Annotated in this window: 12 protein-coding genes; 3 read left to right on the forward strand and 9 right to left on the reverse strand. The window is 71.2% G+C overall.

Translation table 11 applies throughout. The annotated features are described in order from the left end of the window. Positions 1 to 44 precede the first annotated feature (44 nt). Together gabT and QRX50_RS01595 are read left to right on the forward strand one after the other, a co-directional pair. Positions 45 to 1,397: a 4-aminobutyrate--2-oxoglutarate transaminase gene (gabT, locus tag QRX50_RS01590; protein WP_285970217.1), complete on the forward strand. Its 1,353-nt coding sequence runs from the start codon at positions 45 to 47 to the stop codon at positions 1,395 to 1,397. Next, the gene (locus tag QRX50_RS01595; RefSeq protein WP_285970218.1) at positions 1,394 to 2,821 is read left to right on the forward strand and encodes an aldehyde dehydrogenase family protein; all 1,428 of its coding nucleotides are present in this window, start codon (positions 1,394 to 1,396) and stop codon (positions 2,819 to 2,821) included. Before gabT ends, QRX50_RS01595 begins: the two co-directional genes overlap by 4 nt. A 47-nt stretch (positions 2,822 to 2,868) precedes the next feature. Here QRX50_RS01595 and QRX50_RS01600 read toward each other — a convergent pair whose 3' ends face one another. From QRX50_RS01600 to QRX50_RS01610, 3 genes are read right to left on the reverse strand one after another with little or no spacing between them, the layout of a single operon-like run. After that, positions 2,869 to 3,447, reverse strand: a complete 579-nt coding sequence (locus QRX50_RS01600; RefSeq protein WP_285970219.1) for a rhodanese-like domain-containing protein — start codon at positions 3,445 to 3,447, stop codon at positions 2,869 to 2,871. Next, on the reverse strand, positions 3,444 to 4,211 hold the full coding sequence (locus QRX50_RS01605) for a helical backbone metal receptor (protein WP_285970220.1): 768 nt from the start codon (positions 4,209 to 4,211) through the stop codon (positions 3,444 to 3,446). Before QRX50_RS01605 ends, QRX50_RS01600 begins: the two co-directional genes overlap by 4 nt. Continuing rightward, positions 4,208 to 5,608 (reverse strand): RNB domain-containing ribonuclease, encoded by a 1,401-nt coding sequence (locus QRX50_RS01610; protein ID WP_285970221.1) that lies wholly within the window; start codon positions 5,606 to 5,608, stop codon positions 4,208 to 4,210. The genes QRX50_RS01605 and QRX50_RS01610 overlap by 4 nt, the downstream gene beginning before the upstream one ends. Positions 5,609 to 5,734: 126 nt before the next feature. Here QRX50_RS01610 and QRX50_RS01615 point away from each other — a divergent pair, with 126 nt between their 5' ends. After that, a complete protein-coding gene (locus QRX50_RS01615) occupies positions 5,735 to 6,697 on the forward strand; it encodes an ATP-binding protein (protein WP_285970222.1) in 963 nt (320 codons plus the stop codon). Positions 6,698 to 7,545: 848 nt separating this feature from the next. Here the strand turns inward: QRX50_RS01615 and QRX50_RS01620 are convergent. The 6 genes from QRX50_RS01620 to QRX50_RS01645 form a co-directional block, all read right to left on the reverse strand. Then, a complete protein-coding gene (locus QRX50_RS01620) occupies positions 7,546 to 7,743 on the reverse strand; it encodes a hypothetical protein (protein ID WP_220246518.1) in 198 nt (65 codons plus the stop codon). Between the two features lie 24 nt (positions 7,744 to 7,767). After that, positions 7,768 to 8,265, reverse strand: a complete 498-nt coding sequence (locus tag QRX50_RS01625; RefSeq protein ID WP_285970223.1) for a hypothetical protein — start codon at positions 8,263 to 8,265, stop codon at positions 7,768 to 7,770. A gap of 3,633 nt (positions 8,266 to 11,898) precedes the next feature. Then, positions 11,899 to 12,897 carry a C40 family peptidase gene (locus tag QRX50_RS01630; RefSeq protein ID WP_285970224.1) on the reverse strand — a complete coding sequence of 333 codons (999 nt, stop codon included), beginning with the start codon at positions 12,895 to 12,897 and terminating at the stop codon, positions 11,899 to 11,901. Between the two features lie 4 nt (positions 12,898 to 12,901). Next, positions 12,902 to 13,510 carry a hypothetical protein gene (locus QRX50_RS01635; RefSeq protein WP_285970225.1) on the reverse strand — a complete coding sequence of 203 codons (609 nt, stop codon included), beginning with the start codon at positions 13,508 to 13,510 and terminating at the stop codon, positions 12,902 to 12,904. Between the two features lie 3 nt (positions 13,511 to 13,513). Beyond that, positions 13,514 to 15,592: a magnesium transporter gene (locus QRX50_RS01640; RefSeq protein WP_285970226.1), complete on the reverse strand. Its 2,079-nt coding sequence runs from the start codon at positions 15,590 to 15,592 to the stop codon at positions 13,514 to 13,516. Continuing rightward, positions 15,589 to 18,561: an ATP-binding protein gene (locus tag QRX50_RS01645; RefSeq protein ID WP_285970227.1), complete on the reverse strand. Its 2,973-nt coding sequence runs from the start codon at positions 18,559 to 18,561 to the stop codon at positions 15,589 to 15,591. The genes QRX50_RS01640 and QRX50_RS01645 overlap by 4 nt, the downstream gene beginning before the upstream one ends.

Below are 18,561 nucleotides of genomic sequence, written 5' to 3' on the forward strand. Positions count from 1 at the left end.
TCATCCTGGGAGGTGACCCAGCCCGTTTCCCAGGAGTTGAGCCCATGACCACGACCACCGAGACCCTGGTGGCCCCGGCGCCCCGTCAGCGCCAGTTGCGCACCGAGATCCCCGGCCCGGCGTCGCGCGCGCTGCAGGAGCGGCGGACGGCCGCGGTCGCGGCGGGGGTGAGCTCGACGCTGCCCGCGTACATCACGTCGGCCAGCGGCGGCCTGCTCACCGACGCCGACGGCAACGTGCTCATCGACTTCGGCTCCGGCATCGCCGTGACGAACGTGGGGCACTCCGCGCCCGAGGTGGTCGACCGCGTGCGCAAGCAGGCGTGCTGGTTCACGCACACGTGTTTCATGGTCACGCCGTACGAGGGTTACGTCGAGGTGTGCGAGGCGCTGGCCGAGCTGACGCCGGGTGACCACGCGAAGAAGTCGGTGCTGTTCAATTCCGGCGCGGAGGCCGTGGAGAACGCGGTGAAGATCGCGCGCGCCGCGACCGGGCGGCAGGCCGTGGTGGTGTTCGATCACGCGTACCACGGGCGGACGAACCTGACGATGGCGTTGACCGCGAAGTCGGTGCCCTACAAGCACGGCTTCGGGCCGTTCGCGCCCGAGGTGTACCGCGTGCCGGGGTCGTACCCGTACCGCGACGGGCTTTCGGGTCCGGAGGCCGCGCGGATCGCGATCGACCGGATCGAGAAGCAGATCGGCGGCGACCAGGTGGCGGCCGTCGTGATCGAGCCGATCCAGGGCGAGGGCGGGTTCATCGAGCCGGCGCCCGGGTTCCTGCCGGCCCTTTCCGCGTGGTGCACCGCGAACGGCGTGGTGTTCATGGCCGACGAGGTGCAGACCGGCTTCTGCCGCACGGGCGACTGGTTCGCGTCGTCGCGCGAGGGCGTGGTGCCGGATCTGATCGCGACGGCCAAGGGCATCGCGGCCGGGCTGCCGCTCTCGGCCGTGACCGGGCGTGCGGAGCTGCTCGACGCGGTCGGCCCCGGCGGGCTCGGCGGGACCTACGGCGGCAACCCGATCGCATGTGCCGCGGCGCTGGGTTCGATCGAGACGATGCGTACTTCGGATCTCGCGTCTTCGGCGCAGCGCGTGGAGTCCTTTGTGCTGCCTCGGCTGCGCGCGCTGGCCGCCGAGACGGGCGTGATCGGCGACGTGCGCGGGCGCGGCGCGATGCTGGCCGCGGAGTTCGTTCGCGCCGGCACTTCCGAGCCGGACGCCGACCTGACCAAGCGCGTCGCGGCCGCGTGCCACGCACTCGGCGTGGTGGTGCTGACCTGCGGCACCTACGGCAACGTCATCCGGCTGCTGCCGCCGCTTTCCCTGTCCAACGAGCTGCTCGACGAGGGCCTGTCCGTCCTCGAGCACGCGGTCCGCACGGAGGTGCGCAAGTGACTGTTCCCTTTTGGATCGCCGGCAAGCCGGTGACCAGTTCTTCGACCGCGGTCGTCCGCCATTCCTACGACGGGAGCGAAGCCGGTTCGCACTACGTGCCGACCGCGTCGGACGTCGAGGCGGCGGTCGCCGCGGCGGCTTCGGGCGCCGACGAGTTCGCCACTACGCCCGCGCACGTGCGGGCGGGGGCGTTGGACCACGTGTCCCGTTCGTTGAGTCAGCGGGCCGACGAGATCGCGCAGCTCATCACGGCCGAGTCGGGCAAGCCGTTGAAGTGGTCTCGGGGCGAGGTGGGGCGCGCGGTGTCGACGTTCCGCTGGGCCGCCGAGGAAGCCCGCCGGTTCTCGGGCGAGCTCCAGCGCCTCGACACGGACCCTGGCGGCACCGGCCGGTTGGCCTTGGTGCGGCGCGTGCCTCGCGGACCGGTGCTCGGCATCACGCCGTTCAACTTCCCGCTGAACCTGGTGGCGCACAAGGTCGCGCCGGCCATCGCGGTCGGTGCGCCGATCGTGCTGAAGCCGGCGCCGGCGACGCCGTTGACGTCGTTGCTGCTGGGGGAAATCCTGACGGAGACGGCGTTGCCGCCGGGGAGCTGGTCGATCTTGCCGCTGGGCAATGGCGAGACGGCTTCGCTGGTGCAGGATCCTCGGCTGCCGGTCGTGTCGTTCACGGGGTCGGTGCCCGTCGGCTGGTCGATTCGGGACAGTGTGCCACGCAAGCACGTCGCCCTGGAGCTCGGTGGAAACGGCGCCGTACTGGTCTGTCCCGATTGGCCGGACCTCGACTTCGCGGCGCAGCGGATCGCGACGTTCTCGATGTACCAGGCGGGCCAGTCGTGCATCTCGGTGCAGCGGGTCTACGTGCACACGGACGTTTACGACGAGCTGGAGTCGCGGGTCTTGGCGCAGGTCGCGGCCCTGCACACGGGCGACCCTGCTTCGGACGGTGTCGACGTCGGACCGCTGATCAACGAGGCCGCGGCTTCGCGCGTCGCTTCGTGGGTGTCGGACGCGGTGTCGGCCGGCGCTTCCCTGCTGACCGGTGGCGGTCGTTCCGGCGCGACGGTGGAGCCCACGGTGCTGTCCGGGGTGCCGGAAGACGCGGCAGTGATGGCCGAGGAGGTGTTCGGGCCGGTGGTTTCGCTGATCCGGGTGTCCTCTGTGGACGAGGGCGTCTCGCGGATCAACGCTTCGCGCTTCGGCCTCCAGGCCGGCGTCTTCACGCGCGACCTGCCCACCGCGTTCGACATCTCCGCGCGGCTGAAGGTCGGCGGCGTCCTCATCGGCGACGTCCCCAGCTTCCGCGCCGACCAGATGCCCTACGGGGGCGTCAAGGACTCCGGCGTCGGCCGCGAAGGCCCGGCGGCGGCGATGGCGGACTTCACTGAGGAACGGGTGACGGTACTGACGGGGTTGACGCTGTAGGAATCAGAGGTCGACGGGCCGCTCAGCTTCTGGGCGGCCCGTGGTCCCTACTCGTCGTCGACGTAGTGGTCCCAGAACGCGATCCGCGGGGGCGGCCACGGTCCGGACAAGGGTTCGGCGAACTCGCGGACGATGTAGTTCAGCAGATCCCTGCCGTAGTAGATGATGTCGAAGCCGCGCATGGAGAGGACCGGGCGCCCGGAGGTGCCATGTCCTCCGGGGAGGTAGCGGTGAGCATAGATCGGCACCATCGGGGCCGCCGCGCGGAGGCGGCGGCGGAAGGCGCCCACGGCGTCGTGCGGGGTGATCGGGCGGTTGCCCCAGCGGGGCTCCCAGTAGCCGTCGCGGACGAGGTCGGTGACGTAGTCCGTCTCCCAGTCGAGGTGGGCGCGAAGGGCGGCCGAGTCGCCGTTGCGCCAGTCGGGCCACGGTTGTTTCCAGGTTTGACCCTCTTCGTGCGGAGACTCGACGGGCAGGCCCGTGGCGAGGAACGCGCGGTGGTCGTCGGCGAATTCGATCCCGTACTGGGCCTCGATCCGATCGAATTCCGCGTCGGTGAGGCCGGGCTCGATGCGGCAGCAGTCCAGCGATGCGAGCAACCGCGCGGCTCGTACGCCGAGTGTCACGACAGATCCTCCAGCGCTGCTGTCAAGGCGGCATGCGCTTCGACGAGTGAAGGCCCGTACCAGGTCAGATAGCGACCCGAGACCAGAACCGGGCGCAGGTCCGGGAAGAAGCCCGGGCCGTCGTCGGCGGTGAACTCGTACGGTTCGTCCGGCAGCACGACGATGTCGGCGGCAGCTGCCTGCAACTCGGCCAGTGGCGGGCGCGGGTAGCGATCATCTGCGTCGGCGTACGCGTTCGCCACGCCGACGCGGCGCAGGACATCGCCGGCGAAGGTGTCGCGCCCCAGCACGATCCACGGTTTGCGCCAGACCGGGATGACGGCGTGGAAGCTGATCGGGGCCGTCGTGCGCCAGAGTTCTTCGGCGGTGACCAGCCACTCGGGTTCGTCGAGGGCGTAGACCTGCGTCAGCAAGCGGCGCAGAGAGCCCAGAGCCGCAGGCACCGAGGCGGCTGCCGCCATGACGAACACGGGGATTCCATTGGCGCGCAGCCGTTCTACGTCCTCCGGGCGGTTCTCCTCCGAGTTCGCCAGCACCAGGTCCGGTGCCAAGTCCAGCACGCGGTCGATCTTCGGGTACTTCGACCCGCCCACGCGCGGAACGTCCAAATCGGACGGATGCGTGCAGTAGTCCGTGGCACCGACGAGCCGGCCGGGCGCGCTGACCGCCACGGCTTCCGTCAGCGAGGGCACCAGGGACACCACCCGCACCGGCGGGCCGGAGAGCGGGACCGGTTCGCCCAGGTCGTCGACCAGTGTCCTCATACGCGTTCGAACGACACCTTCCGCTTGTCGACGTCCACGGCGGTCAGGCGGACGCCGATCCGTTCGCCTTCAGGAAAATTCGAGCCGGTGCACTTGGCCATCACCGGCGGGTTCTCCACGAGGATCTCGGCTCGCGTCTCCTCCGCGCGCAGCACCACGGCGGTGAACTCGCGCCCGACGCGTTCCGCCAGGACCCACGCCTCCACCTGGTCGATGCAGGCGCGTTCGACGCGCGCGGCGAGACTGTCCGAAGCGGACATCTGCAGCGGCACCTCCGCGAGTGCCTCGCGGACCCACGACGGCACCTCCCGTCCGGCCGTCACGGCCAAGCAGACCTCCGTGCCGAAGCGGTCGACCAGGCGGCGGATGGGTGCGGTGACGTGGGCGTACGCACCGCCGATGCCCGCGTGGGTCGTCAGCGCGGGCATCGAGCCGTCGAAGGACGTGTAGCCCGCGCCGCGCAAAAGCCTGGTGGTGTCGGCGAAGATGGCCATCGACGAGGGCTGTTCAGGGTCCAAAGAGGACAGGAACTCCGACACCCCGAGCCCCGCCGGCCACGCGACGCCCACGACCGAGGCCGAGCGGCGCAGCCACTCCACGGCGTCCGGCTCGGGTGGCGGCAGCGTCCGCAGCACGCCGACGCGGGCTTCGATCATGATCTGCGCCGCCGCCATTCCGGTGAGCAGCGAGATCTCGGCGTTCCACGCGTCGACGGCGGTGCGCGGGCGGCGGGCCAGCGCCCAGCCGCCGTCGGGGTTGCCGCTGATCTCCTGCTCCGGCAGCTGCAGCTCCACGGCCCCGCGCTGCACCGCCAGCTCGCGCCGCAGCCGGCCGAGCTCCGGTAACGCGGCGACGGATGGGTGCGGGGTGCCGGCGTCGAGCGAGGCCTGCACGCTCTCGTAGTCGAGCTGCTCGGTCGAACGCACCAGGGCGCGGCGCACGTGGGTGGCGACGGGCTCGCCGGCGGCGTCGACGTCGATGGTCCAGAGCACGGCCGCCCGGATCTCGCCGGGCAGCAAGCTCGCGGCGCCTTCGGACAGGACGGTGGGGTGGAGCGGGACGTTGCCGTCGGGCAGGTAGAGCGTCTGGCCGCGGCGGCGGGCCTCGTGGTCGAGCGCGCCGCCGGGCGGGACGAACGCGGCGAGGTCGGCGATGGCGTAGTGCACGCGGAAGCCGCCCGCGGTGCGTTCGACGACCATCGCCTGGTCGAGATCCTTGGCGCCGGGCGGGTCGATCGTCACGAACGGCAGGTCCGTGGCGTCCTCGCGGCCCTCGGCGCGCGCGGAGAGCACAGCGGCCTCCGCCTCGGCCAGCACCTCGGGGCCGAAAGACTCCGGCAACGCGAACTCCGTCCGGAGCCGACCGAAGTCCCCTCCCGACGCGGGTGTCCTGATCACGAGTGGCACCACACAACAGTATCTCGCGAGACGGCCCCCGATCGCCCGTTCGGGCGCGAGCCGCGCGGGTGTACGTTCATCCGTGCTGTAATGAAAACCATCTTCATTTTGTGAAAGGGTTTCGCCGTGAAGATCGCGTTCGTCGGCAAGGGCGGCAGCGGGAAGACCACGCTCTCGTCGCTGTTCGTCTCGTATCTGGCCGACGCCGGCAAACCGGTGCTGGCCATCGACGCCGACATCAACCAGCACCTCGCCGTCGCCCTCGGCGCGACCGAGGAGGAAGCGCTCGCGTGGCCCACGCTGGGCGACAACATGGGCCTGATCAAGGACTACCTGCGCGGTGACAACCCGCGGATCCCGTCCGCGTCGGCGATGATCAAGACCACGCCGCCGGGCCGCGGATCGCGCCTGGTCACGCCGTTCGAGGACAACCCCGTCACCGACGCGTGCTTCCGGTTCTTGGGCGACGTGCGCTTGGGTGTCACGGGCCAGTTCGACGAGGACGACCTCGGCGTGGCCTGCTACCACTCGAAGGTCGGGGCCGCGGAGCTGCTGCTCAACCACCTGGTCGACAGCCCGGGCGAGTACGTGGTGATGGACATGACCGCCGGCGCCGACGCCTTCGCGTCCGGCCTGTTCACGCGCTTCGACGTGACGTTCCTGGTCTGCGAGCCGACGCTGCGCAGCGTCGGCGTGTACCGCCAGTACGCCGACCACGCGCGCGACTTCGGCGTGCACCTGGTGGCGGTGGGGAACAAGGTGACGGACGCGGAGGACGTGGCTTTCCTGCAGTCTTCGCTGGGCCCGGCGTTGCTGGGCTGGCTGGAGTCTTCGGGCCACGTCCGGGCCGGCGAGCGCGGCGCTTCGCGTCCCATCGGGGAGCTGGAACCGCACAACTTGGAGACGCTCGCGTCAATGCTGTCAACGGTCGACGGCGTGACCCGCGACTGGGCTCGCTACCAACGCCAGGCAGTGGACTTCCACCTGCGCAACGCTCGGGCCTGGGGCAACGGCCGGGTCGGCGAGGACCTCGAAGCGCAGGTGGACCCGGTGTTCGTGTTGGGGCCGGGGGTTTCGACGTCTTTGTGAGGTTTGTCGGTGCCCGGCTCGGGTGCCGGTGCGCCCGTCGAGCCTCGGCGTGCTGGGCCCGACCCGGGCGGCGACGTGCGCCCCGCAGGACGACAGCGCACGCCGCACCTCAGCGCGCTAGGCCGGACCGGACGGCGACATGCGCCCCGCAGAGCGACAGCCAGGCCGCACCTCAGCGCGCTGAGCCGGGCCGGGCAACGACGACATGCGCCCCGCAGGACGACAGCTCAGACCGCGCCTCGGTGCGCTCAGCCGGGCCGAGCAGCGACATGCGCTCCTCGGGGCGACGGCTCAGGCCGCGCCTCAGCGTGCTAGGCCCGACCGGACGGCGACATGCGCCCCGCAGAGCGACAGCGCAGACCGCACCTCAGCGTGCTAGGCCCGACCGGACGGCGACATGCGCCCCGCAGAGCGACAGCGCAGACCGCACCTCAGCGCGCTCAGCCGGGCCGGGCCACGACGTGTCCGGCCGTGCTTGCGATAACCAGCCCATGTCTCAGGTCGGCGTCGATTCCAGCACATCGCGCCGGCCCAGCCCGGGCGGCGACGTGCCGGCCGGGGCGATCTGACGACTGCGCTATCAGCCCCGGTTTCGGCGGCGATTCCAGCGGTTTGAGCTGACCTGCCCCGGGCGGCAGGCTGCAGGCCGGGACGGACTGAAGACTGCGGCGTCACCGGTTTCGACTGCGATTCCGGCGCTTTGAGCTGACCTGCACTAGGCGGCGAGGCGGCGAGGTGCCGACTGTGGCGGGCCACGCCTACCTTCGCGGGTCACTATCGGGCGTGCCCGATAGCGCGCGGCCGCCCGCGGGCCGGGCCGGATGGACGCGGCCCGGCGCGGCGGGTGGTCAGTCGCCGTCCCATTCGCGGTCGGCGGCGTCGGCCTGCCGGTTGCGCTCGCGGGCGATGTCGAGGGCGCGGCGGGCGGTGGCCTCGTCGGGGTAGGGCCCGAGGAGGTCGATGCTCCGGCTGCGTTCCAGGTGTTCCACCTCGTGGGTGCGGGTGTTGTAGTACCAGCCGGGGTCCGGGTTGGGGTCGTCAGCCATGCGTCCAGCCTGACATCCGGCAGGTCACTTGCGCCAGCGGAACGGGATCTCGGTCGGGTCGCCGGTGGGGCCGAACTCGCCGCCGTCCGGGTCGTCGCCGTTGGGGGGCGTGGCGGATTGCGGTGGGGTGTTGGGGTTGTCGGGGTGCTGGTCGAACCAACCGCGCACCTGCGGGATGCCACGTGGTGGGGTAGGGGTGTCGTCGGCGCTGTGATTTTGGGGTGCGCTGGGGCTTTGGGGTACGCCGGGTTGTTGGAGTGCGTTGTGACTTTGGGGTGCGCTGGGTTGTTGCCCGTGGGCCGCCTGCTCCGAGAACCCCAACGGCACCTCCCTCACCTGCGCGCCCTCCGCCTGCCCCTGCTGACCGGCCAACTTCCTCTCCATCGACGACGGCTGCGGCAACCCCGGCTTCTCCTGAACGGGCTCGTTCACCTCAGGCACCACCGGCACCACCGGCTCCTTCCCTGGAAACACCGGCGGCGCGGCGCGATACACCCGCGCCGCCGCGGGCGGCGGTGCCACGGGCCCGGTCTCCTGGCCGGGAAACACCGGCAGGGGCCGGCCATCCGGTCCTAGCGCCGGTCGCGTTTGGGGTTGGGGCAGCTCGGGCTTTGGGGCTCGCAATTCCTGCTGACCCCAGCCTGGCTGCACACCTGGTTGCGGCAATCCGCTCGGTGGGGGAACCGGCTGCTGCCCCTCTGCCTGTGCGCCCGGTAGCGGCAAGCCGCTCGCCGAGGCCGCCGGCCGCGCCACCTCCGGCTGTGCGCCCGCCTGCGGCAAGCCGCTCGGCGGGACCGCCGGCTGCTGCCCCTCTGCCTGTGCGCCCGGTAGCGGCAAGCCGCTCGCCGAGGCCGCGGGCTGTGCCACGTCCGGCTGCGGCAAGCCGCTCGGCGGGGCCGCCGGCTGCTGCCCCTCCGGCTGCGGCAAGCCGCTTCCTGGAACCGATGGGTGCGCACCCGGTTGGGGCGAGCCACTCACCGGGGCTGCCGGCCGCACCACCTCCGGCTGTGCGCCCGGCTGTGGCAAGCCACTCGCCGGGTCACCCGACTGTTGCCCGCCGGGTCCTTGCACTTCGCTCGGCTGGGGAAACCCGCTCATCGGGGCATCGGGCTGCGCGCCAGCCGGCTGCTGCACACCCGGCTGGGGCGACCCACCCGCGACGCCCGAAGCCTGCGCACCTCCCGGCACAGGCCCACCCGGCTGCGGCTGGCTCCACTGGCCGCTCGGCTGCTGCTCGTTTCCCGACTGCGGCAGGGCCCAACCAGGCTGCGGCTGCGCGGCAGTCGGCTGTCCGGGCGCCTGCAGCTCTGCCTCGCCCGGAGGCTGCGGCGCACCAGCCGCCGATTGGGTCGGCTGGGACCCGGAAGGTTGCTGTGCCTGGCTCGGCTGCGCACTGCCAACCGGCCCGGCGCCGCCCGTCTGCTGGCCGTGTTGCGGATGACCGGCAACCTGCTCCGACTGCGTAGCCGGAGGCTGAACCTGCGGGACCTGTGCCGGTGCGGAGGCCTGCTGCACCGGCGGGAACTCCCCTTGCGGCCGCTCGATCTGTTGCTCCGCCGACCCTGCGCTCTCGCCGGACGGCTGGTGCTCTGCGTTCGGAACCTGCTGTTCCGACGCGGCGATATGCGATGTCGACTGATCGACCGCTGCGGGCGGCTCCGGCTCAGTCGTGGAAGGCACCAGCCTCGACTCGGCCTGGGCATCCGCCGGTTGCTCGGAGCCTCCGGCATGCGGCGTCGGCTCGTGCGCGGGCGGTTCGGTGCTTTCGCCCTGACCAGCCACGACGCCAGAAGACTCCTCATCCGACTGCGGCACCGCAACCTGCGGCGAAGCCTGCTCAATCGCAGACTGCGGCCCGATCGCGGCGGCGTCGGGGGCACCTTGATCAGGTGACTGCGGCGAAGGCTCACTCACCGAAGACGCCGGCGGCTGCTCTTCCACCAGCGGCGATCGGTCCAGCGGCTGCGGCTCCGCGTGTGCAATCGGCGACTGCGCCGAAGACTCGGGCGCCGGCGAGGCCTGCGGTTCCTCGTCAGACGTCGGAGGCTGATCAGGCGATTGGAGGGCCGCCTGCGCGGCCGAGGGCTGCTCCGAAAGCTCGGTCGCCGGTGGCACTGGCGACTGCTCATCGACGCGCGGCGACCGGTCCGACGATTGCGGCTCGGTGGGCGCGTTTTGTGACTGCGGTGAGGACTCCGTCGCCGAAGGCATCCCCGGCTCGTTATCCGATGGCCGATGGTCGGGCGATTGCAGGTACTCGGGCGCGGGTGTTGGCTCCGGCTGTTCGGCCGGTCGCGGCGGTTGCTCGGGAGCATTCGGCTGCGGCGAAGCGGCCGTGGGGGCCTGCGGTGGCTCGGGAATCTGTGCCACAGGTTCGCTGGGGTCCGGTGCGCCGGCGTTGGGGGCCTCGGAGGGCTCGGGCGACCCGGCCGCGAAGGCCGGCTCCGGAAAGGAAGCAGTGCCGGCCGGATCTTCTACTGGCGCCAGAGGCTCGGTCGCTCGGGCGTCGCCCAGGTCCGCAGGCTTCGCCGAGGGCTCGGCAGGGGTCGTCGGAGCCTCAGGGGTCGGCTGCTTTGGGGCTTCCGCGGTGGGCACCGGGGCAGTAGGCGCGGGCTCCGCTGATGGAGGGGCTGAAGGAACGGCGACGGTAGGCGAGTCGGCCAGGTCGGGAGCTGAAGTCCGGGCCGGCTCGGGTTCGGTGGGCGCAGCCGGAGTCCGGGCAGGCTCGCGATCCGTACTCGCAGCCGAAATCCGGACAGCCTCGGGATCCGCGGGCGCAGCCGAACTCGAGGCAGCCTCGGGGTCCGTGGGCGCAGCCGGAGTCTGGACAGGCTCTGGTTCCGTGGGCGGAGGCGGCGGCTGAAGGGGCTCGGGATGTGTGACCGGTTCCACGGCAGGCGCGGTCTCGGGTGGGAGCAGGCCGGGTTCGGGCGTCTTGGCGATCGGGGGCTGAAGGGCCGCAGGAGTCGGTGGTGGCTGTGGAGTCGAGGCCCACTGCGGTGGGGTGGAGACTGGGATCTGAGCCGGAACGACAGGCACCGACGCCGAGGGCGTCTGAGCAGTCTGGGGTGCCGCGGGTGGAGCTCCAGGTCCTGCGGCGAAACTCGGAGCGCCGGGGCCGCCGATGTTGGGAAAGCCCGTGCCGAAGGTGGTTGTGTTCGGGTCGGCGGCGCCGGTGGCGAAGGTTGAACCGCCAGGGTGACCTGCGGTGGAGTGTTGCCAGCCGGCTGTTTCGGACGACGGTGCGGTGTGTGCGGTCGGGTCGAAACCGGGGTGTGGTGGTGCGGCGGTTGGGGAATGGAAGCCGGGATCTGCCGGAGCTGTGCCGGCGGTTGAGGTAGCAGGGCCTGAAGCGGCGCGATGGCCCGGACCAGCAGGACCCGAAGCCCCAGGACCCGGAGCCCCAGGAACGCCAGTGCCAGGACCGGAAACGCCAGGAACCTCACCCTCACCAGGATGCGGCACCGTCCGCCACACCGGCGCCGGGCCGATGTTCATCGGCGCAGGCGCCCGCAGTGGTTGAGAAGGAGCAGGAGCGACAGGCCGAGCGTTGGGCTTCGGAATCGGATCCAGGCAGGACACCAGAACCGTCGTGTTCAGCGGGTCGTCGACTTTCCGGCCGCTGCGCTCGCGGTAGATCATCTCGCCTTCGGTGTCGATTTCGACGAGGTAGCCGGCCTCGGCCAGCTGCTCCTCGTCGAGGTCGACGAGCTTTTCGTAGCGCGACGGGACGACGCGGTAGATCGGCCAGGCCAGCGCGGCGTGTTCGGCGTGGAACTGGGCCAGCAGCGCCGCCATTTGTTGTTGCCAGGGCAGCGACATGCCTTCGGCCAAGGACCGGGGCACCACGACGTACCCGGGGTCGACGCCGGGCCAGCCGTGGGCCAGGTAGTCGGCCAGAGGCGTGCTCGACGCGGGGTGCGCGGCCTGCCGCGGGGGCTGGGGCGCACCGAACAACGTCGCCGGGTCCTGGGGCTCGCCCTGGCCGGGCTTGCCTCGTTTGCCGAATTTCCGTGCCACGTGTGTCATCCTCTGCCAGCGCGCGGCCGCGTGCTCGTGGACAGGCCGCGACTTCGGGTGAATCCGCGGCGCCGGTCAAGCGCCTTAGCGGTCACCCCGGTCCATGTCAAGAGCCGGTGACTCCCGAACTCCATGCTAGACGCCGGGGCGCACCGCCTGCGGCACCACTTCGGCCTCGTCGAAGGAGAAGGGGCGCACGTGCACGGGCACGCCCGTCTGCTGGGCCTCGACGATCTTGCCGTCGCCCAGGTACATCGCCACGTGGTGGATGGTGGACGGGTCGGCGGGGTCCGTCGCGAGGAAGATCAGGTCACCGGGCTGCGCCTCGCGCACCGGGAGCATCGCGCCGGCCTTGTACTGGTCCTGGGAGACGCGCGGCAGGATCACACCGGCAGACTCGTAAGCGCGCAGCATGAGACCCGAGCAGTCGTACGAGTCGGGACCGGTCGCACCCCACACGTAGGGCTTGCCCTGCTCCCCCAGCGCGAACTTGATGGCCTGCGCCGCCGCCTGGCTGGGCGGGAGCGCGGCGCCGAGGCCCTGGCCGCAGCCGGACGCGTCGACGACCTGGCCCAGGTTCTCGATCAGCACGGAAGCCATGGCTTCCCACTGGTGGTAGCGGTCGGGAAAACCGGAGCGTTCAACGGCCTGCGCGGCTTCGCCCGGGCGTTCGTTCTGCCAGTCGGGGACGGCGAGGAGCACGTCGTAGAACTTGTTGATCGCGTAGTTCGGGTCGGTGACCTGCGCGACGCTGCCCCAGTTCATCGACGGGCGCATCTGGAAGATTCCGAGCGAGTCGCGGTCGCCGTAGCTCAAGTTGTGCAGGTGCGATTCGGTCATGCCGGCCTGGATCGCCACCTGCCACGCGCGCGGGGCAAGGCTGCGCTGCTTGCCGATGGAGATGATGAGCGAGACGATGCCGCGCTGCTCGTTGTCGAGGTCCTGCGCCTGCCCCGCACCGGTCTCCGGCTGGCCGGGCTGAGTGGGGCCGATCGCGGCGTCGCAGGAGGTGTTGAGGATCCCGCCCGCGGCGGCTTCCTGCTGGTCCACCACGACTTTCGTCACGGTGCTCGCGGTGAGCACCGTCGCGAAGACAGCGGCGACCAGCACCGCGACGAGGATCGCGATCTTCACCGCGTCAGCTCGCCTGGTCGTAGTCCGAAACCCGCCATCCCGCGCCCGTGTTGACCACGGTGATGGACAGCTTCGGACCGTCAGTGGGGACGAGGACTACGACGGAGCTGGTGTAGGAGGACTGGACGGTCGCGTCGCCGGTCACGCGGGTGGCCGTGATGTTCGCGGGGTCCACAGTGGTCATCTGGGGCAGGAACTCGTCGGTGGTCAGGGCACGCATGCCGTTGAGCCAGTCGGCGTTGGTGATGCCCGCCGGGTGGTTGACCCACGCCGTGGCCCACTGCTTGGCGACGTTGATTGCCTCGGGGTTCGGCGCCGCGGACGTGGGGGTGAGCAGCGGGCTCGACAGCCGCGTCGGGAGCGTCGCGGTGGTCGGCACGGGTGCCGCGATGCCCGGCGGCTGCGACGTGGTCGTGGCGACCGAAGTGCTGCCCGGCGCGCCCGGCGTGGCGGTGGCCGGCTTCCCCATCACCTTCGGCAGCACGATGCCGAGCGCGGTGACCACGATCGCCAGGAACACGATCGTGCCCACGAGGTGGCGCGGCGAGCGGAGCGGGTAACCCCACAGGCGGCGGTAGACCGCGGTCCGGCCGCGGTTGGTGCGGATCGGCACGCGTCACCGCCCCATGAGCTGGTCGGTGTCGCGGACCTCGATGCCGCGGGAGGGCCGGTACAGCACGAAAACGGGCTTGCCCGCGACCACCTCCGGGTCGACCCGGCGCGGCTGCGCGCGGATGCCCGGTGGCGTGTAAACGCCTGCCTGCTCGGGAATCGACTCCGGCGAGGCGTAACCGCGGTCCGTCGAGCTCATCCGCGACGGGACGACGACGGGTTCCTGCTCGTCGCTCCAACGCCGATCAGCCACCGGTGATGTGTCGACGCGCCGGCTCTCCCGCGTCGGCACGCGACGGCCGCCGACGACGTAGTCGCCCGGCTCGCCCGTGACCGGGTTGTACTGCGAGAACACCGGCGCGCCACCGCCGCCCGTCGTCAGCGCGGCGCGCTCGCCGGCCGAGCCCACAGCGCCGGGCCACGGCGCACCCGACCACGCGGCGGCCGGCCGCGCGGAGCGAGACCCGTTGTCGAGCCGCTGCGCGCTGGCGAAGACCGCGGCCTCGGGCCGGTAGCGCCCGCCGCCGACGGTCGCGCCCATCGGGCCGCGCGCCTCGCCGTCGACCACGTCGTCGGTCTCGCGCACGTTCTGCCAGAACTCGTCCTGCGGCGAGGGCCCGGTCTTCTTGCGGAAGCGGGAGAAAATGCCGCCGTTGGGCGAAGGCACGGCCGCGCCCACCACGTTGACCGACATCTCGACCATCTGCCACAGCCGCCGCACGGGCCGCCCGACGAGGAACAGCAGCACCGTGATCAGGCCGGCCAGCACCATCTGCGTGAGCAGGTTGAGCGAATTGCCGGCGTCGAAGATCGCCTGAAGCAGCAGCGCGTGCACACCCGCGAGCACCGACAGCACCACCAGGTTGAACGCGATCCCGCCGGCCACCTTCAGCACGCGCCGCAGGATGTCCGGGTGCAGCAACGCGACGAGGCCGATCAGCGGCGCGGTGAGCGTGAACAGGCGGATCAGGACCTGTGCGAGGAGCACGGAAGCCTTGGCCAGCAACTGGAACAGCGAGTAGACGACACTCTGGCCCAGCGCCAGGAACCCGGCACCGGTGCGGCCGCCGGACTCGCCGGTGAAGTAGCCGGTGGCGGGGCCGAGCTTGCCGGAGATGTCTTTGAAGGCGGCCTTTTTGGCGTCGACGACGTTTTGTTTGCCGTCGTCGCCGTTCACGAGCTGGTCGCGGGTGAACGCCTGCGCGTCGAGCAGCGGTTTGCCGAACTGGTCGGCCTGCGGCGCGGTCGGTGAACCGAACTCCCCGCGCAGCCAGTTGTCGTAGACGATCTGCGTGTGCAGGTTCGTCGGCAGGATGTCGCGCACGATCCGGTCGGAGCTCTCGTCGACGAAGCCCGCCTGGATGTTCGTGGTGGTCTGGACGATCGCTTTGTCGATCGGGTCGAAGTACCGCAGCATCGCCAGCGACGACGCCGCGAGCCACACCCCCGCCAGCGCGTACAGCGCCCGTTTGCTCACCGCCGCGAGGTCACCCCGCCAGATCTGGCGGAACAACATGATCGACAAGATCAGCGCGACGAGCCCGAACAGCTGCGCGTAGATGTTGTTGTAGACCTTCTCCGCACCCGATTTCACCGCGCTGTAGATCGGGTTCAGGAGCCCGCCCTCGAGCACGGTGTAGTGCAGCGAGTTGGTGGCGCCGACGATGTTCTTGCCGATGTTGAACAGCTGGTTGCCCGCCCACGTGTCGATCGTGGAGCTGGGCGAGGCGATGGCGGACAGCGCCGTGCAGTTGGTCTGGTAGGTGTTCCAGACCATGCCCGCGTAGCTGTAGTCGATGTACGCGCTGCCCGGCTCACCGTGGCCTTCCGGCGGGTCGATCGCGCCGACCATGCCGGAGCCGGGCCGCTCGGGGTTCGGCGACTCACCACAGGCCGCGGCGTTGGCAGACGGTGCCATGAGCACCGTCTGCAGCCCGAGGATCGTGATGACGGCGAGCATCGCGGCCCGCCGGCTCGGCTGCCTGCGGCCGCCTGGCTTGGGGCCTTCCTTGATGCGCCGCTTCAGGGCGTGCCAGCCGGCGGCGAACGACAGGACGAACGCCAGCGTCCAGACTGTGTTCACGCGGCATCCCTGCCGGTACCACCCTTGCCGCCGGCCCGGGCGTGCCGGTCCGGGGAGTGTCCGTTGGCAGGTTGTCCGTTTCCGTTGTGCACCGCACCCTCCACCTCGCCGGTCTCGGACGCGAGCGGGTCCGGCGAGCCGAGGAGCTGCTCGTCGGTGAGGCCGACTTCGAGCTCGGCCTGGAGCTCGAAGTCGTGTTCCAGCTCGTCGTCCTCCGGTGGGGTGGGGACGTACGGGGCGGGCGCTTCCTCGTGGGGTAGCACGAGGGCGGCGCCCGGCTTGGTGTGCGCGTCGGGGGAACCCGGGGTGGTGTCCATGACCGAGCGCAGCTGGTCGAGGTGGGGGCCGGAGAAGTCGACGCGGATGCGTTCCACGCCGCCGGCGCCGTCGCCGAAGATGAACTGGCGGGGTTCCACGTCGCGTTCCGTGCCGCGTTGCGCGCCGGGGCGGCGGCCGAGCGCGGCGACGACCTGTTCGTAGCCCACGCCGACCGGAACCTTCAGCAGGCGCAACGCATCCGCTTGGGCATCGTCGTCGTCGAGGCGGCCGACGAAGACCGAGTCCAGCAACGCCACGAAGCCCTGGATCTTCAGGAAGTCCGCCGGGATCTGCGACGACAGCAGCACGCGGACGTTCCACTTTCGCGAGTCACGCGCGAAGCGGTTCATCAGCACGCGGCCGGTCGGGACTTCGGAGAGGAAGAACGCTTCGTCGATCCAGACGCCCTTGCGCTGTTCCTTCGGCTTCTCGTAGACCGACCGTTGCGTGAGCCACGCCGCGAGGTTCAGCATCTCGACGCCGAGCGACTCCGCGTCGGTCCAGTACTCGCGCGGCACGCCGTCCTTGGGCAGGGTCAGGCCCGCCATGGTGAGCACGGTCATGCGGTCGTCGCGTGTCTCGGAGTACGGGTCGGCGTCGCGCTCCGGGATGAGCAGCGCCATGCGTTCGCGCATCTCGTCGAGGAAGTCGGCGACCACGACGGCGTGCTCGTGATGCTCGCTGGAGTCGCGGCGCAGCGCGTCGATGACCTGGCCCGGGTCGGCGTCGAAGCGGCCGCCGACGGCGCGCACGGCCCGCAGCAGCACGATCCGCGTCTGCGCCATGCGCGACACCTCGTACGGCAGCACACCCGAAAGCACGTCGAGCACCAGGCGACGCCGGGTCGCGCCGGCCAGCGCCTTTTCGCGCCGCCACGAGCGTTCCGGGTCGTCCTCGTCCATGAAGTGCTCGATCAGCGGATCGGCGACCACCCGGTACGGGTTGAGGATGCCGGGCTGCGCGTTGAGCAGGTTGATCGGCCGCGCGTACGGCCGCAGCTCCGGCAGGTCGCACAGCCGCGCCAGCGGGCCCGACGGGTCGAGGATCGTCCAGTGCGCCCCGGCGCGCAGCGTCTTGTAGACGATGCCGCCGCCGAGGAACGACTTGCCGCCACCCAGGCCGGCCACCATCGCGGTGAGGCCCGAGCCGTCGCGGATCTCCTGCGCCATCCACGGGTCCCACGCCACCGGCCGCCGGGTCGCGGTCACCGTCTCGCCGAGGAGGATGCCGCGCCGGTCGCCGACCTCGGCGGTCGCCGTGGGCACGGACGACGCCGTCCACACCACCGAGCCGCGGCGCATGTACGCCGCCGACGCCAGCGGCTCGCCCGGGATGAACTCCCGCGCCATCGCGTACTGGGCCTCGGGATGCTCGATCGCGACCTTCGGCTTGTACAGGTCGAGCAGCTGCTGGGCCAGGCGCAACGCGTCGCGCTCCGTCGGACCGGACACGGCCAGGCGCCACCACGAGCGCACGCGAGTGGCCAGCGCGGTGAAGCCCGACGTCATCTCGTCGTCGATCTCCAGCACGCGCCCGGCCTGGCGCGCAAGCGATTGCGGCGGCTCCAGCTCGTGCTCGTCGGTGTAGTGCTTGACCTGCGAGCGCACCTTGTTCATCTGGCGCTGCAGCTCACCCGCGACCTCTTCGGGCCGGCGCACGTAGATGCGCGCGGACACCTCGACGGCGGCGGGCAGGCGGTCGGCGTGCTGGATCCACGGGTCGTCGACCTCGGGGATCTGCAGGCCGTGCATCTGGCCGACGGTGAGCACGGCGAGGTGCCGCGACACGCCCGCGTTGGACCCCGTGCGGCCGCGGACGGTGACCGTGGGCGCGTACGGGTCGGCGTGGAAGTCGGCTGCGTCGGTGAAGCTGGCGAGGTCTTCGGGCTCCCAGGCGGCGCCCGGCACGGCCGGCATGTTGCGCGGCGCGGGCAGGCCCAGCGAGCACGAGCGGTGCATCAGCCAGGACATCTCCTCGGCGTGCACCGGGCGGCCTTCCAGCCCGGCGGTGCCGATGACCTGGTCGAGGTGTTCGACCTCGGAGTCGAGCGCCACCAGTTCCGCGTCGACGGCTTCGGGCAGGATCTTGCGCAGCACGGGAGCGGCGCGTTCGACGGCGCGGTCGACCATGCGCCGGGTCTGCACCTGGACGCCGAGGTAGACCTCTTTTTCGGCCATCGAACGGCCCATCAGCTGCTGCTGCTCGCCGATGAGGTAGTCGTCGAAGGAAAGCGCGCCCGGCACGTCCTGCGGCCGGCCGACGGCGTTGTGCACGTGGGCCTCGGCCCACATGCGGATCGGGTACGGCCGGTTGGTCACACGCAGGTGCAGCCAGCGGCCCTGCAGCTCGGCGTACTGGCCCGCGATGGCCGCGATCAGGTCGCGGCGCTGCGAGTCGGAGCGGAACGACCACCGTTGCGGCGCGAGCCGGTACCAGGCGTACACCTCGTGTCCGGTGCGCAGCAGGTGCCCGTCGATGCTGCGCGCCGCGATCGACGGCGTGTATGCGGGTATGGCCTGCTCACCGGGCAGCCTCTTGCCCGCCGAGGAGTTGTTCCTCGGCGAGGGTTGCCGGACCTGCTGCGGGGTCTCCCAGGCGCCCGTGGGCACGTTTCGATCCCGCTTCCCTCGGCTTCCGCCGCGACCGAACAA

Source organism: Amycolatopsis sp. 2-15, assembly GCF_030285625.1.
GTDB lineage: Bacteria > Actinomycetota > Actinomycetes > Mycobacteriales > Pseudonocardiaceae > Amycolatopsis > Amycolatopsis carbonis.